The sequence below is a fragment of the Mycobacterium nebraskense genome (assembly GCF_002102255.1).
Classification (GTDB): Bacteria; Actinomycetota; Actinomycetes; order Mycobacteriales; family Mycobacteriaceae; genus Mycobacterium; species Mycobacterium nebraskense.
Genome location: NZ_LQPH01000136.1, coordinates 15256 through 29984 on the forward strand (window position 1 = coordinate 15256; position 14729 = coordinate 29984).

Sequence of the window (14729 nt, forward strand, 5' to 3'; positions counted from 1 at the left end):
GTTGCGCGCGTGCACCGCATCCGTCTTGCCTTGATCCGATGGCCGACGTAGAAACCGCGCGACCGGCCCGCAATCTGGCTGTGGACTTCTACCGCGCGTCGGGCGTGGTGGCCATCGTGTTGGGCCACTGGCTGGCCGGTTCGGTGACCTACCACGACGGGCAATTCGGCCGGGAGAACCCGCTGCTCGACATGCCGTGGACCCAATGGCTGACCTGGATTTTCCAGGCGGTTCCGGTGTTCTTCTTCGTGGCCGGTTACGCCGGAGCCGTGTCGTGGGCACACCGCCGCGGCGCCGACAGTTTCTCGCGCCAGGACTGGATTCGGCACCGACTGGCTCGGGTGCTGGGACCGACGACGGTCTACGTCGCGTTGGTTTCGGTGATCGTGGTGGTCCTCCAGGCTCGGCATGTGCCGGGCACGGTGTTGGAATACGCAGGTTGGGCGGTGGCCATGCACCTGTGGTTCCTCGCCGTGTACGTGCTGGTGGTGTCACTGACACCCGTTGCCGTTGCGGCACACAGGCGTTGGGGTCTCATGGTGCCGGTGGTGCTGGCCGCCGGGGTGGTACTGCTCGACGTCGTCTCGCTCGTGGGCCATGTCCCCTATATCGGCTCACTGAACTACCTCTTGTGCTGGGGACTGCTCTACCAGCTCGGAATCGCTTGGCACGGTGGGCTGTTGGCCGGCCGCAAACCGGTGCTGCTCGCCGCCGGTTCGGCCGTCGCTCTGGCGCTGCTGATCCGAGTGGGACCGTATCCGGTCAGCATGATCGGGGTTCCGGGCGAACCGATCGAGAACACGACGCCGCCCACGGTGGCGATGATGGCGTTCGCGTGCACGCAAGCAGGGTTGGCGATGGCACTCGCGGCGGTACTCGATCGCACCCTGCGCCACGGCCCGGTGCAGCGCGTGTTGTCCACCGCCAATGCCAACGTGATGGCGCTTTACCTTTGGCACATGGTTCCCGTTGTCATCGTCGCGATCGTCGCCTATCCGGCCGGGCTGATCCCGCAACCACCCGAGGGTTCGGCGGCGTGGTGGCTGGTCCGGCTGGAGTGGATCACGATCCTCAGCGTGGCGACAGCGGCCGAACTGCTGCTGCTGTGGTGGCAACGGCGGATCTTCGCGGTTCCACTGCCCACATTCGGCCTGCTGCTCGGCGATCGCTGGGCCGAGGCGATCATGCTGACCGGGGCCGTCCTCGCCGCCGTTGGACTGCACCTATTGGCCCAGGGAGGCTTCGCGCCGGGCGGGCGATTCTCGTGGCCGACCGCGGGGGTGTTCGCCACCGGGGCGGTGTTGGTGGCGTTGCGGCCCAAGACCCCGTCACCCGTTTCCGGCCACGAAGCGCACCGACGCCCGAGCGCTTGAGCGGCCGGTCGTCGCGAAGGCCGGGCCGCAATCGACTTACGACCCCATGATTGGGGCCGTAGTGCCCTGGCCGGGTCGGTACCCGGGGAGAAACGTTTCCGCGAAGGCTCAGATTAGTTGAGCAGTTGAGCCTAGGCTAGACGGAGACACCCTCGGCTAAGGGAGTACACAGATGTCACACGCTACGCTCCACACCAGCCACGCCCCCCAGCAGCAGCGCGCAGACGATGCCCAGCTTCTCAAAGAGTCCGGGGTACACAAGCTCGTCGTCACAGACCGCGACGGCAACTGCTTGGCGTTCGTATTGGCTTGGGACAGCGTCGACTATGACGCTGACACGGATACCTACGTGTGCGTCGCCGACGGCGACGGCAGCGAGCTCATGACCGTGTACGCCGCTGGGGAGATCAAGCCGGGAGCCAAACCGAACACGTATGTCGTAACCGCGCCGGACAGGGTCCGTGGCCCCAGGGCGCTCTAGCACCCGCTGACCGACCGGACCGACCTGCCGGCGGCGGCCTCTGCCGCCGCACAACACCTCTCGCCCCGTGGCGCAGCCTGACGGGTCCTTGACATCGTGGAGCTTATGATAGACCGTTCGTACGGTTAGTTTGAGCCGAAGGGTGAACGATGCCCCGACCTGGTAGGCGTGGCGAGATTTTCGACGCGTTTGTTCGCTATGTCGCCGAACGCGGCTACGACAGAACGAATATGGGCGACATCGCCGACGAGCTTGGGATGTCGAAGGGCACCATCGTTCATCACTTCGGGACCAAAGCGCAGATGTTGCGGGAGCTTGAAGAGACCCACCTTGCCCGCCAACTCGATGCGCTGCAGATGGCATGGGCTCGTCTGGCCGCGCCGCACGAACGCATCGCCGCGATCATTTACGCGTACGCACTGCTACAAGTGGTCGCCCGCGATGCGACAGTGGCAAGCCAGCGCGAGGTGGTTCAGTTGTTCGATGACCCGGCGATGCAGCAAGTGCGCAAGTTGCGTACTCAGTTGCAGGCCTTAGTGATTGATGAGATCCGCAGCGGCATAGAGAGCGGCGTGTTCCGGAGCGTCGACGTCGAGCTGGCGGCGCTGCAGCTATGGGGATCGCTGCAGTGGATGTGGGTGTGGTTCGATCCCACCGGTTCCAGGACGCCCGAACAAGTCGGGGCCGCATTCGTCGACGTGTTCCTCGGAGGACTGCTACTCGACCGGCTGGGGCTCAGCAAGTGGGCGAACCCATCCGCGCACGTCGTCTCCGTGGTGCGCGAATGCCTCGCCGCCGTCACGGGTCCGACTGATTGACCGCATTGCATTGAATCCCCTGTACGGAAAGGCATTTAGCTCCAAGCAGTTGCTGTCTGATGTGCTGAGCCGTTCTTAGCCGGCCGAAGTCAAGCACCAGAGCGCACGCCGCGTCACTGTACGCAGGGTCGGTTAAGCGCGACGGGTCGTTCCTTGCCCACGGGTTGCCAGATCTGCGGCGGACCACGCCCGACAGCCCAAAACGCCTGATAGTAAGCCGAACAACTCTAGCGCAGCGTGAGACGACGTCCGGGCGGTTTGGTGGTGCGGTCCTAACCGGCGTGGCGGTTATTGACTGACCGTACGGTCTAATGCAATAGTGGCTGCGTGGCGCAAACGAGGGCGGCATGGAGCTGAGGGCACGGCCGCAAAGTGCCGGTCGGGGGGATCGCTTGGTCGACCGGCGTCGGAAACGAGGGGATGCGGCATGCTGCGGGAAACACCGCACGTCGTCACAGCGAAGCCGCCAGGGAAGAAGCCTGAATTCGTCTTCGCCCCTTCAGCAGCCGAGAGTTCCAGTGGTGCATTGTTTTTCGGTGTCCATCCATTCGACGGATCGGTGCGCGAATCGCGGTCACGTTCACGCTGGCGACCTTCGTCCCACGACCGTGTGTGGCCCGCTTGAAGAATCAGTGCAGACCTTGCGACCGGTTGCGCGGTCACGTCAGGGGCGGCGCGGATGACTAGCTCGCACCTGGTTGCCAGCAAAGTGGGCAGAAGGATTCGGCCCGGCACCGAAGTGGCCGGCGGATTCTTCCGGATGTGCGTGCTGACCGGTAAAGCGCTCAGGCAGCCGTTCGAGTGGCGCGAGTTCATCTGGAATGGCTGGTTCCTCATGCGGGTATCGCTGCTGCCCACCATCGCGGTGTCCATCCCGGAAACCGTGCTGCTCATCTTCACGCTCAACCTCCTGCTGGCCGAGATCGGCGCCGCCGACGTCTCCGGTGCCGGTGCCGCGATCGGCGCGGTCACCCAGCTCGGCCCGATCGTGACGGTGCTGGTGGTCGCCGGCGCGGGCGGCACCGCCATCTGCGCCGACCTCGGCGCGCGCACCATCCGCGAAGAAATCGATGCGCTCGAGGTGCTCGGCATCGACCCGATCCATCGGCTGGTGGTGCCCCGCGTCGTCGCCTCGACACTCGTCGCGGTGCTGCTCAACGGCCTGGTGGTCGCCGTCGGCCTCGGGGGTGGCTACCTCTTCAGCGTGTACCTGCAGAACGTCTCGAGCGGTGCCTACCTCTCCACGTTGACGGCGCTCACCGGCCTGCCCGAGGTGGTGATCGCGTTTGTCAAGGCCGCGACGTTCGGGCTGATCGCCGGCCTGGTCGGGTGTTACCGCGGGCTGATCGTCCGCGGCGGGTCCAAAGGTTTGGGCACTGCCGTCAACGAGACGGTGGTGCTCTGCTTCATCGCGCTTTTCGCGGTCAACGCGGCGCTGACCACCATCGGTGTCCGGTTCGGAACGGGGCGCTGACGTGGCCACGGTTGCAGCACTACGCGTCCGCTTCCCACAGACTTCCGCCGTCCTGATTCGATACGGGGACGTCCCGTCCCGACCACTGGTCGAGGTCGGGCAGATGGTCTGGTTCGCACTGACCGCAGTCGGGCAGATCCCCTTCGCCCTGAGCCAATACCGCAAAGAGCTGCTGCGGCTGATTGCCCAGATGGGCATGGGCACCGGCGCGATGGCCGTGGTCGGTGGCACCGCCGCCATCGTCGGCTTCATCACCCTGTCCGCCGGCTCGCTGGTCGCCATCCAGGGCTACGCGACCCTGGGCAACATCGGTGTCGAGGCATTCACCGGATTTTTGGCCGCCCTGGTCAATGTGCGGTTCGTGGCGCCGGTGGCCGCCGGCCAGGCGCTCGCCGCAACAGTCGGTGCCGGCGCGACCGCCGAACTGGGCGCCATGCGCATCAGCGAGGAGATCGACGCGCTCGAGGTGATGAGTATCCGGTCGGTCCCCTACCTGGCATCCACCCGGGTGGTGGCGGGGCTGATCGTCATCCTCCCGCTCTACGGGTTGGCGATGACCATGGCCTTCCTCTCCCAGCAGGTCACCACGGTTTTGTTCTACGGGCAGTCCATCGGCACGTACAACCACTACTTCCACACATTCCTGCGCCTCAACGACGTGGCCTGGTCATTCGCGGAGGTGATCCTGGTTGCGGTGGTCGTGATGACCACCCACTGCTACTACGGCTACACCGCCACCGGCGGGCCGGTCGGCGTCGGTGAAGCGGTCGGCCGGTCGATGCGGCTGTCGTTGATCACGATCGTTGTGGTCGTTGTACTGACCGCGATGGCGGTCTACGGCAAAACCCCCAACTTCAACCTCACCGTGTAGCCGCCATGACGACCCCGGTGAAGGAGAACCCGCAACGCATTCCGCCGTACCGGACGGCGGCGTTGGTGTTCGTGATGGTCTTCGCGGCGGTGTTGGGGTTCGTGTGGCTGCAGTTTCGGGGTGAGCTCTCGCCGACGACACGCTTGACGATGTTGGCTCCCCGGGCCGGTTTGGTGATGGATCCGGGGTCGAAGGTCACCTACAACGGCGTGGAAATCGGACGGGTGGCCAGCATTTCGGAAGTCGAGCGTGACGGCACACCGGCGGCCAAGTTCGTCTTGAACGTGAATCCGAAGTACATCGAGCTGATTCCGGCCAACGTGGATGCCAATATCAAGGCGACCACGGTGTTCGGCAACAAGTATGTCTCGCTGACCTCGCCCAAAAAGCCGACACCGCAACGCATCACGCCGCAGCACGTGATTGACGCGAGGTCGGTGACAACCGAGTTCAATACGCTCTTCGAGACGCTTACCGCGATCACGGAGAAGCTGGATCCGGTCAAGGTGAACCTGACGCTGGCCGCAGCCGCGCAGGCGTTGACCGGGTTGGGCGACAAGTTCGGGCAGTCGATCGTCAACGCCAACGCCATCCTCGACGACCTCAACCCGCAAATGCCGCAGATCCGGCATGACTTTCAGCAGCTGGCCGCCCTGGGCGACATCTACGCCAAGGCCGCGCCGGATCTGTTTGACTCCCTCAACAACGCGGTGATCACGGCGCGCACGGTGCACCGGCAGGAAAGCGACCTGGATGCCGCGTTGCTGGCCGCGGCCGGGTTGGGCAACACCGGCGCAGACATCTTCGCCCGCGGCGGGCCCTACCTGCAGCGCGGGGCCGCCGATCTGGTGCCCACCGCCGGACTGCTCGACACCTACAGCCCCGAGATCTTCTGCACCATCCGCAATTACTACGACGAAGAACCCCATGCCTACGAGACGACGGGCGGCGGCAACGGCTATTCGCTGAAAACCATGACCGAGCTGACGTCAGGGTTGGGAGGGATCCTCACGCTCCCGGGGTTGGCCGGCACGGCGGCCACACTGGGGCTCCTCGGGCTGGCCGGGCTGGTTGGCGGGGCGCCGAATCCCTTTGTGTATCCGGACAATTTGCCGCGGGTGAACGCCCACGGCGGGCCGGGGGGTGCGCCGGGTTGCTGGCAGGCGGTCACGCATGACCTGTGGCCCGCGCCGAGTCTGGTGGTGGACACCGGCGCCAGCCTCGCGCCGTACAACCACCTAGATACCGGCTCACCGTACGCAATCGAGTACGTGTGGGGCCGCCAGGTCGGGGACAACACGATCAACCCATGAAAATCACCGGCTCCGCTATCAAGCTCGGCATCGTCTCGCTGGTGCTGCTGCTGATCACCGTGTCGATCGTCGTGGTGTTCGCTCAGATGCGGTTCAACAGCACCAACAGCTATTCCGCGGAGTTCAGGAACACCACCGGGCTGAAGAACGGCCAGTTCGTCCGCGCCGCCGGAGTGGAGATCGGCAAGGTCAAATCGGTGCGGCTGATCAACGGCGGTCAGCGGGTCCTGGTGGACTTCGACGTCGACCGCTCGATACCGCTCTACCAGTCGACGACCGCGCAGATCCGCTATCTCAACCTGTTCGCCGACCGCTACCTGGAGCTCAAGCGCGGCGAGGGCGAGGGTGCTGACCGGGTACTGCCGCCGGGCGGCTCCATCCCGCTGTCCCGAACTTCACCGGCGCTGGATCTCGACGCCCTGCTCGGTGGTTTCAAGCCTCTGTTCCGGGCGCTCGATCCGGAAAAGGTCAACACCATCGCGTCGGCCATCATCACCGTGTTTCAGGGTCAGGGCGGCACCATCAACGACATCCTCGACCAGACCGCGCAGCTGACCGCGCACATCGCTGAACGCGACCAGGCGATCGGCGAGGTGATCAAGAACCTCAACACCGTGCTCGACACCACGGTCAGGCATCGCAAGGAGTTCGACCAGACCGTCGACAACTTCGAGCGATTGATCACCGGGCTGCAAAACCACGCCGACCCGCTGGCCGCCGGCACCGCGAACATCAGCAACGCCGCCGGAACGGTGGCCGACCTGCTCGCGGACAACCGCGCTCTGCTGCACAAGGCGATCAACTACCTGCAGGCTCTTCAGCAGCCGCTCGTCGACCAACGCGATCAGCTCGGCGATCTGATCCACAAGACGCCGACCGCGCTCAACCTGATCGGACGCAGCATCGGGCTCTACGGAGACTGGGTCAACTTCTACGTCTGCGACCTCACGATCAAGTGGAACGGACTGCAGGCCGGGGGCCCGGTACGCACGGTTCGGATCTGGCAGCAGCCCACCGGCAGGTGCACGCCCCAATGAGAACGCTGACGGAATTCAACCGCAACAGGGTCGGGCTTATGGGCATCACCGTGCTGGTGCTCGTGGTCGCCGTCGGCCAAAGCTTCACCAGTATTCCGATGATGTTCGCCAGTCCGATCTACTACGGGCAGTTCACCGACACCGGTCAACTCAACAAGGGCGACAAGGTGCGCATCTCCGGCGTGAATGTCGGCAGGGTCGAGGCGTTCGATATCGACGGCGACCACGTCCTCATCAAGTTCTCCATTGGCGGCAACACCATCGGCACCGAGAGCCGCCTCGCGATCAAGACCGACACCATCCTGGGTAAGAAGGTGCTTGAGATCGAGCCGCGGGGAACCCAGAAGTTGCGGCCCGGGGATGTGTTGCCGCTGGGCCAAAGCACCACGCCCTATCAGCTCTACGAAGCGAACTTCGACATCACCAAGGCCGCCACCGGCTGGAACATAGACACCGTCAAGCAGTCGCTGAATGTCTTGTCGCAGACCGTCGATCAGACCTACCCGCATCTGAGTGCCGCACTCGACGGTCTGACGAAATTCTCCGACACCATCGGTAAACGCGACGAACAGATCAAGCACCTACTCGCCCAGGCCCACCAGGTGGCCAGTGTGCTCGGTGACCGCAGCGAACAAATCAACCGGTTGTTGGTCAACGCGAAGACGCTGCTGGCCGCGTTCAACGAGCGTGGCCGCGCCATCGGCGCTCTGCTGCAAAACATTTCCGCCTTCTCGGCCGAGGTGCAGGGGTTCATCAACGACAACCCGAACCTCAATCCCGTGCTGGAGCAGTTGCGTGCCATCAGTGACGTGCTGGTGGCGCGCAAAGACGACCTGGCTCAGACCCTCACGTATGTCAGCCAATTCGCCGCATCGCTAGGGGAATCCGTCGCGTCGGGACCGTACTTCAAGATAGTCCTGTCAAACCTGCTGCCGTACTGGATCTTGCAGCCGTGGGTGGACGCCGCCTTCAAGAAGCGCGGTATCGACCCGGAGGACTTCTGGCGCAGCGCCGGGCTTCCCGAATTCCGCTGGCCCGACCCCAACGGCACCCGGTTCCCCAACGGGGCACCGCCGCCCGCACCTCCGGTGCTGGAAGGCACCCCGGATCATCCGGGACCGGCCGTCCCGCCCGGAACGGCGTGTTCGTACGCCCCGCCGGCCGACGCGCTGCCGCGGCCGGGGAATCCGCTGCCGTGCGCGGGCGTGGGCGTCGGCCCGTTCGGCGGCAGCTTCCCGGCACCGATCGACGTCGCGACTTCGCCGCCGAACCCGAACGGCCTGCCACCGACACCGGGAATCCCGATCGCCGGGCGGCCGGGCGACCCGCCGCCGGACGTCCCGGGCATACCGGTGCCGCTGCCGGCGCAGGCACCGCCGGGCGCGCGCACCGAGAACCTGCAACCCGCCGGCCCCACCCCCCCACCGTCGACGTTCGCGCCGGGGCTGCCGCCGGGGCCGCCCGCGCCGCCAGGACCCGGGCAGCAGTTGCCGGCGCCGTTCATCAACCCCGGCGGCGCGGGAGGCAGCGGTATCACGGGAGGTAGCCAGAATTGAGCAGCGTCTTCCAGATTCGCAAACCGCGGCCGCGGACGGTCATCGGAGTGCTAGTGGTGCTGGTGGTCCTGGTCGCCGGGTACGTCGGCTTACGGCTCTACCAGAAGTTGACCACCAACACCGTGGTCGCTTACCTCCCCGCGGCGAACGCGCTCTATTCCGGGGACAAAGTCCAGATCATGGGCGTTCGGGTGGGTGCAGTCGACAAGATCGAACCGGCCGGCGACAAGATGAAGGTGACGTTTCACTACAAGAACAAGTACAAGGTGCCCGCCAACGCGTCCGCCGTGGTCGTGAACCCGACGCTGGTGGCATCGCGCAGCATTCAACTGGAGCCGCCCTACAAGGGCGGTCCGGTAATGGCCGATAACGCGGTGATCCCCATCGAGCGCACCCAGGTGCCGACGGAGTGGGACGAACTGCGCGAAAGCGTCGCCAACGTCATCTCCAAACTCGGCCCGACACCCGAGCAACCCAAGGGTCCGTTCGGTGAGGCCATCGAGTCGTTCGCGGACGGGCTGGCCGGCAAGGGCAAGCAGATCAACACCACGCTGGACAGCCTGTCGCGGTCGTTCACCGCGCTGAACGAGGGCCGCGGCGACTTCTTCGCGGTGGTGCGCAGCCTGGCCCAGTTCGTCAACGCCCTGCACAAAGACGACCAGCAATTCGTCGCGCTGAACAAGAACCTGGCCCAGTTCACCGACAAGTTGACCGGGTCCGACCGGGACCTCGCCAATGCGATACAGCAGTTCGACAGCCTGCTCTCCACGCTGCGCCCGTTCTTGGCCAAGAACCGCGAGGTGCTCGCGCACGACGTCGACAACCTCGCCAACCTGACCACCACGCTGGTCCAACCCGATCCGCTGAACGGTTTGGAGACGGCTCTGCACGTCCTGCCGACGCTGGAGACGAACCTCAGCCAGATTTATCATCCGTCGCACGGCGCCGTCATGTCCATTCCGGCGATCCCGAACTTCGCAAACCCAATGCAGTTCGTCTGCAGCATGATTCAGGCCGGTAGCCGGCTGGGCTATCAGGATTCCGCCGAACTGTGTGCGCAATACCTGGCACCAATCCTCGATGCGATCAAGTTCAACTACTTGCCGTTCGGGCTGAACGTGTTCAGCACCGCCGAGGCGCTACCCAAGGAAGTCGCTTACTCCGAGCCCCGGCTGCAGCCGCCGAACGGGTACAAGGACACCACGGTGCCCGGGATCTGGGTGCCCGACACCCCGCTGTCGCACCGCAACACCCAGCCCGGCTGGGTTGTCGCGCCGGGAATGCAGGGCACACAGGTGGGGCCGATCACCGGCGGCCTGTTGACCCCCGAATCTCTGGCCGAACTGATGGGCGGCCCGGACACGGCACCCCCGCCGCCAGGGCTGCAGACCCCGCCAGGACCGCCGAACGCCTACGACGAGAACCCGGTTTTGCCGCCCATCGGCTTGCAGGCCCCACAGGTGCCGATCCCACCCCCGCCACCGGGACCGGGTGTGGTCCCCGGTCCGGTCGCGCCGACACCGGTGGCCGCGTCGACAGGACCGGGATCGTGATGCGCGCCTTGGCTATTCGGGTCCGGCACCGGGCCTGGAAGGGGCTGGCGATATTGAGCGCCGCGGCGGTGCTGACGTCGTGCGCGAAGTGGCACGGAATCGCGAATGTGCCGATGCCCGGTGGCCCGGGCTCCGGGCCCGGCTCCTACACCGTCTACGTGCAGATTCCCGACACACTGGCGCTGAACGACAACAGCCGCGTGCGGGTGGCCGACGTCTTTGTCGGCACGGTGCGCGCGATCGCACTGAAAAACTGGGTCGCGACGCTGACGTTACGCCTGGGTAAGAACGTCAAGTTGCCCAAGAACGCGACCGCCAAGATCGGGCAGACCAGCCTCCTGGGTTCTCAGCATGTGGAGCTGGCCGCGCCACCCAACCCGTCCCCGGAACCACTGAGGGACGGCGACACCATCCCGCTGAAGAATGCGTCCACTTACCCCACGACCGAGCAGACGCTGGCAAGTCTCGCCATCGTGCTACGCGGTGGAGGCATCCCGAACCTCGAAGTGCTGCAGAACGAGGTCTACAACATCGTGAACGGTCGGGCCGAACAGATTCGTGCCTTCCTCGGCAAGCTGGACACCTTCACCGCCCGACTCAACGAGCAACGCGCTGACATCACCCGCGCCATCGATTCCACCAACCGGCTGTTGGCGTACGTGGGTCCCCGCTCGGACGTCTTGGACCGGGTCCTCACCGAATTCCCGCCGCTACTCAAGCATTTCGCCGACAAACAGAACCTTCTGATCGACGCGGTCGACGCGACGGGACGGCTCAGCCAGCTTGCCGACCAATACCTGTCGGCCTCGCGGGGTGACCTCCACCAGGACCTGCTGTCGCTGCAGTGCCCGCTGCGGGAACTCGGCCGTGCCTCGCCGTATCTGATTCGCGCACTCAAGCTGATCCTGGTCCGGCCGTTCGATATCGACGCCGTGCCCAAGGCGTTCCGCGGTGACTACTTCAACCTGTCGCTGACGCTCGACCTGACCATGAGCGCTGTCGACAACGCGGTCCTCACCGGGACCGGATTCTCCGGAGCGCTGCGCGCGCTCGAGCAATCGTGGGGCCGCGACCCCGAAACGATGATCCCCGACGTCCGGTACACGCCGAACCCCAACGACGCCCCGGGTGGCCCGCTGGTCGAAAGGGCGGACAGGCAATGCTGACCCGCTTCATCAAGCGCCAACTGGTCATGTTTAGCATCCTGACCGCGATCACGGCGGTTGCGCTGGGCTGGTACTACCTGCAGATTCCCACTGCGGCAGGGATCGGCCAGTACACGCTGAAGGCGGACCTGCCCGCGTCGGGCGGTCTGTACAAGACGTCCAACGTCACTTATCGCGGTGAAACTATCGGCACGGTCACCGCCGTCGAGCCGACCACCACGGGCGCGCGGGTGACCATGAGCATCGGCGACAGCTACAAGATCCCGATTGACGCGTCGGCGAACGTGCATTCGGTGTCGGCGGTCGGTGAGCAGTATGTGGATCTGGTGTCGGTGGGCAACCCTCGCCAATACTTCTCGCCGGGACAGACCATCACCAAGGGCACGGTGCCCACCGAGATCGGGCCGGCGCTGGACGCAGCCAACCGCGGGCTGGCGGTGCTGCCCAAGGACAAGATCGCCTCGCTACTCGACGAAACAGCCCAAGCGGTCGGCGGATTGGGCCCCGCGCTGCAGCGACTGGTGGACGCAACGCAGGCGATCGCCGGTGACTTCAAGACCAACATCTCCGACGTGAACGACATCATCCAAAACTCCGGGCCGATCATCGACAGCCAGGTCGACTCCGGTGACTCGATCGAGCGCTGGTCGCACAACCTGAACATCCTGGCCGCGCAGAGTGCGGAAAACGACCAGCACGTGCAGAGCATCCTGACCCAAGCGGCGCCGACCGCCGATCAGGTCAACGAGGTGTTCAGCGACGTCCGTGAGTCGCTGCCGCAGACACTGGCGAATCTCGAGATCGTGCTGGACATGCTCAAGCGCTACCACAAGGGCGTCGAGCAACTGCTGGTTGCCTATCCGCAGGGCGCCTCGGAAGGCCAGACAGTCACGGCGGCTTTCCCGGGCTACGCGTCGCTCGGTACCTCGCTGACGATCAACCAGCCCCCGCCGTGCCTGACCGGATTTCTCCAGGCATCTCAGTGGCGGTCTCCCGCGGACACCAGCCTGGCGCCGATGCCGTCCGGAACCTATTGCAAGATCCCGCAGGACACTCCCGCCAACGCCGTGCGCGGCGCACGCAACCTTCCGTGTGTCGATGTCCCCGGTAAACGCGCCGCGACGCCACGGGAGTGCCGCGACCCCAAACCATACGTTCCGTTGGGCACCAACCCCTGGTACGGCGACCCCAACCAGATCGTGACCTGCCCGGCGCCCGCCGCGCGCTGCGACCAGCCCGTGAAACCGGGTCAGGTGATACCCGCGCCGTCGGTCAACAACGGCCTCAACCCGGCACCCTCCGACAGGGTGGCGGGGACGCCGCCCCCGACCAGCGATCCCTTGTCACGGCCGGGATCGGGAACCGTCGAATGCAATGGGCAGCAACCCAATCCGTGCGTTTACACGCCCGGCGGCCCTCCCCCGGCCGTTTACCTTCCCCAGAGCGGTGAATTGGTGGGACCCGACGGCGCCAAGTACACGGTCGAGAATTCGAGTAAGACAGGAGACGACGGATGGAAGGACATGCTGGCACCGCGCGGCTGAGTCGAGCCGGCTCCGTTGGTTCAACATCGCCGCGGCCCGTCGGTGACCACCGCGACCGGAGCGAAATGCGGGAAACGATTGGTCTAGGCCAACTTCGGAGTAACGCGTGCACGTATCTCGAGCGGGTTGCCGCCGGGGAGAACATCGACGTCGTCCGTCGCGGCAAGCTGGTGGCCCGGATCGTGTCCGTCGGTGACTGGAGGGTCGCTCCGATTCCGGCGCGATCCGTCGAACCGGTGGCATCGGACGCCGGCGGGTGGGTCGGGCTCGACGAGCTGCGAACACGTGCCGGGCGGTGCTTCGACCGGGTCGCGGCCGGGGAGACGCTCAGCGTTGTTCGCGGTGGCCGATTACTAGCGCGGATCGTGCCCGCCGGCGACGCGGAGCGGACCCCGATTCCGGCCGACCCAAGCGGCGGGATCGAGCTTGACGAGCTAAGAAAGCGCGCGGGGCGCTATTTCGACGAGGTCGCGGCCGGGCAGACGATCGAGGTCATCCGTGGCGGCAAGCTGGTCGCCCGCATCGTGTCGGTCGCCTAGGAACGACGCCCGCGGGAGTGCCGGCTTCTCGTCTCTCCCGCACCGAGCGGAAGCTTTGCCGTGGCGGCGTTGTTACGGCTCGTATGAGCGCGTCGGGCTTCCATGAGGGCGAGGCCGCAACGCAGCGCCGAGCGGGCGTCGAAGCCGAGGCCAGGCGGCTCGAGGGCATGCTCGACGCGTCGGGTCTGTCCCCCGGCGCCGCACGGTTTCTCGCGTCACAGCGGTTCGCCGCGCTGACCGGACGCGACCATGACGGAGTCCTCTGGATCTCGCCGTTGGCCGCGCCACCGGGGTTCCTCCACGGACAAGATGACATCTTGCACGTGTCGGCCTTGCCCCGTGACGGCGATCCCCTGCACTCGATCCCGGGGGGTCAACAGGTGGGACTCATCGCGATCGACTTCGCCACACGGCGCAGGCTGCGGGTCAACGGCGAGCTCGTCAGTGCCGACCACCGGGGTATGACCGTGCGCGTCGACCAGTCATACGGCAACTGCCCCAAGTACATTCACCGTCGCGCCATCGATGCAGCCGGGCTGGCCGCCCCTGCGTCACAACGGCGCACAACACTGCTGGACCCCTCCGATCAAGCATTGATTGCATCCTCCGACACCTTCTTCCTGGGCACCAGCCATCCCACCCGCGGTAGCGATGCATCACACCGCGGCGGTCCACCCGGATTCGTCCGAGTCGACTCCCCGAACCGATTGTGGTGGCCGGATTTTCCGGGGAACAACATGTTCAACAGCTACGGCAACCTGGCCGTCGACGACGAGGCCGCTTTGCTGTTCATCGATTTCGATACCGGTGCCGCTCTGCACGTCACCGGGACCGCGCGCGTGCGGTGGACCACGCCCGGCGCGGCCGGTGATGATGGCGGCGTGGGTCGAAACGTCGCATTCTCCGTTGGTGGCGTCGCCCGCTAGCCCGAAGTTCCCCCTGATGTGTTGACGGGTGGGTGTTGACCTGCGGTTTTGGGTTGTCTACTGACTACATGTAGCCCA

The 14729-nt window shown here is 65.6% G+C and carries 13 protein-coding genes; all 13 read left to right on the forward strand.

Features of this window, described 5'->3' with window-relative positions; translation table 11 throughout:
- Positions 1-38: 38 nt before the first annotated feature.
- The gene (locus AWC17_RS18265; RefSeq protein ID WP_046184227.1) at positions 39-1373 is read left to right on the forward strand and encodes an acyltransferase family protein; all 1335 of its coding nucleotides are present in this window, start codon (positions 39-41) and stop codon (positions 1371-1373) included.
- A gap of 172 nt (positions 1374-1545) precedes the next feature.
- Positions 1546-1854: a hypothetical protein gene (locus AWC17_RS18270; protein WP_046184228.1), complete on the forward strand. Its 309-nt coding sequence runs from the start codon at positions 1546-1548 to the stop codon at positions 1852-1854.
- 149 nt (positions 1855-2003) lie between these two features.
- Entirely contained in the window at positions 2004-2672 is a 669-nt protein-coding gene (locus AWC17_RS18275) for a TetR/AcrR family transcriptional regulator (RefSeq protein WP_046184229.1), read from the forward strand.
- Positions 2673-3432: 760 nt separating this feature from the next.
- Positions 3433-4146: an MlaE family ABC transporter permease gene (locus AWC17_RS18280; protein ID WP_369830152.1), complete on the forward strand. Its 714-nt coding sequence runs from the start codon at positions 3433-3435 to the stop codon at positions 4144-4146.
- A 1-nt stretch (position 4147) separates the two neighbouring features.
- Positions 4148-5017 carry an ABC transporter permease gene (locus AWC17_RS18285; protein WP_046186567.1) on the forward strand — a complete coding sequence of 290 codons (870 nt, stop codon included), beginning with the start codon at positions 4148-4150 and terminating at the stop codon, positions 5015-5017.
- Between the two features lie 5 nt (positions 5018-5022).
- Positions 5023-6330 (forward strand): MCE family protein, encoded by a 1308-nt coding sequence (locus AWC17_RS18290; RefSeq protein ID WP_046186568.1) that lies wholly within the window; start codon positions 5023-5025, stop codon positions 6328-6330.
- Positions 6327-7367: a virulence factor Mce family protein gene (locus tag AWC17_RS18295; RefSeq protein ID WP_046186569.1), complete on the forward strand. Its 1041-nt coding sequence runs from the start codon at positions 6327-6329 to the stop codon at positions 7365-7367. The genes AWC17_RS18290 and AWC17_RS18295 overlap by 4 nt, the downstream gene beginning before the upstream one ends.
- Complete coding sequence (locus tag AWC17_RS18300) at positions 7364-8923, forward strand: virulence factor Mce family protein (protein WP_085164927.1); 1560 nt, start codon at positions 7364-7366, stop codon at positions 8921-8923. Before AWC17_RS18295 ends, AWC17_RS18300 begins: the two co-directional genes overlap by 4 nt.
- A complete protein-coding gene (locus AWC17_RS18305; protein WP_046186330.1) occupies positions 8920-10476 on the forward strand; it encodes a virulence factor Mce family protein in 1557 nt (518 codons plus the stop codon). Before AWC17_RS18300 ends, AWC17_RS18305 begins: the two co-directional genes overlap by 4 nt.
- A complete protein-coding gene (locus AWC17_RS18310) occupies positions 10473-11642 on the forward strand; it encodes a virulence factor Mce family protein (protein WP_141224677.1) in 1170 nt (389 codons plus the stop codon). Before AWC17_RS18305 ends, AWC17_RS18310 begins: the two co-directional genes overlap by 4 nt.
- Positions 11636-13186 carry an MlaD family protein gene (locus tag AWC17_RS18315; protein WP_046186328.1) on the forward strand — a complete coding sequence of 517 codons (1551 nt, stop codon included), beginning with the start codon at positions 11636-11638 and terminating at the stop codon, positions 13184-13186. Before AWC17_RS18310 ends, AWC17_RS18315 begins: the two co-directional genes overlap by 7 nt.
- Before the next feature lie 65 nt (positions 13187-13251).
- On the forward strand, positions 13252-13725 hold the full coding sequence (locus AWC17_RS18320) for a type II toxin-antitoxin system Phd/YefM family antitoxin (RefSeq protein ID WP_046186327.1): 474 nt from the start codon (positions 13252-13254) through the stop codon (positions 13723-13725).
- 83 nt (positions 13726-13808) lie between these two features.
- Positions 13809-14651 carry a pyridoxamine 5'-phosphate oxidase family protein gene (locus tag AWC17_RS18325; RefSeq protein ID WP_046186326.1) on the forward strand — a complete coding sequence of 281 codons (843 nt, stop codon included), beginning with the start codon at positions 13809-13811 and terminating at the stop codon, positions 14649-14651.
- Positions 14652-14729 lie beyond the last annotated feature (78 nt).

What these genes read in the sequence shown, in the direction of transcription:
- AWC17_RS18295 (WP_046186569.1), top strand. Translation starts at nt 6,327, where the DNA reads ATGAAAATCACCGGCTCCGCTATCAAGCTCGGCATCGTCTCGCTGGTG.
- AWC17_RS18300 (WP_085164927.1), top strand. Translation starts at nt 7,364, where the DNA reads ATGAGAACGCTGACGGAATTCAACCGCAACAGGGTCGGGCTTATGGGC.
- AWC17_RS18275 (WP_046184229.1), top strand. Translation starts at nt 2,004, where the DNA reads ATGCCCCGACCTGGTAGGCGTGGCGAGATTTTCGACGCGTTTGTTCGC.
- AWC17_RS18315 (WP_046186328.1), top strand. Translation starts at nt 11,636, where the DNA reads ATGCTGACCCGCTTCATCAAGCGCCAACTGGTCATGTTTAGCATCCTG.
- AWC17_RS18265 (WP_046184227.1), top strand. Translation starts at nt 39, where the DNA reads ATGGCCGACGTAGAAACCGCGCGACCGGCCCGCAATCTGGCTGTGGAC.
- AWC17_RS18320 (WP_046186327.1), top strand. Translation starts at nt 13,252, where the DNA reads ATGCGGGAAACGATTGGTCTAGGCCAACTTCGGAGTAACGCGTGCACG.
- AWC17_RS18325 (WP_046186326.1), top strand. Translation starts at nt 13,809, where the DNA reads ATGAGCGCGTCGGGCTTCCATGAGGGCGAGGCCGCAACGCAGCGCCGA.
- AWC17_RS18270 (WP_046184228.1), top strand. Translation starts at nt 1,546, where the DNA reads ATGTCACACGCTACGCTCCACACCAGCCACGCCCCCCAGCAGCAGCGC.
- AWC17_RS18280 (WP_369830152.1), top strand. Translation starts at nt 3,433, where the DNA reads ATGTGCGTGCTGACCGGTAAAGCGCTCAGGCAGCCGTTCGAGTGGCGC.
- AWC17_RS18290 (WP_046186568.1), top strand. Translation starts at nt 5,023, where the DNA reads ATGACGACCCCGGTGAAGGAGAACCCGCAACGCATTCCGCCGTACCGG.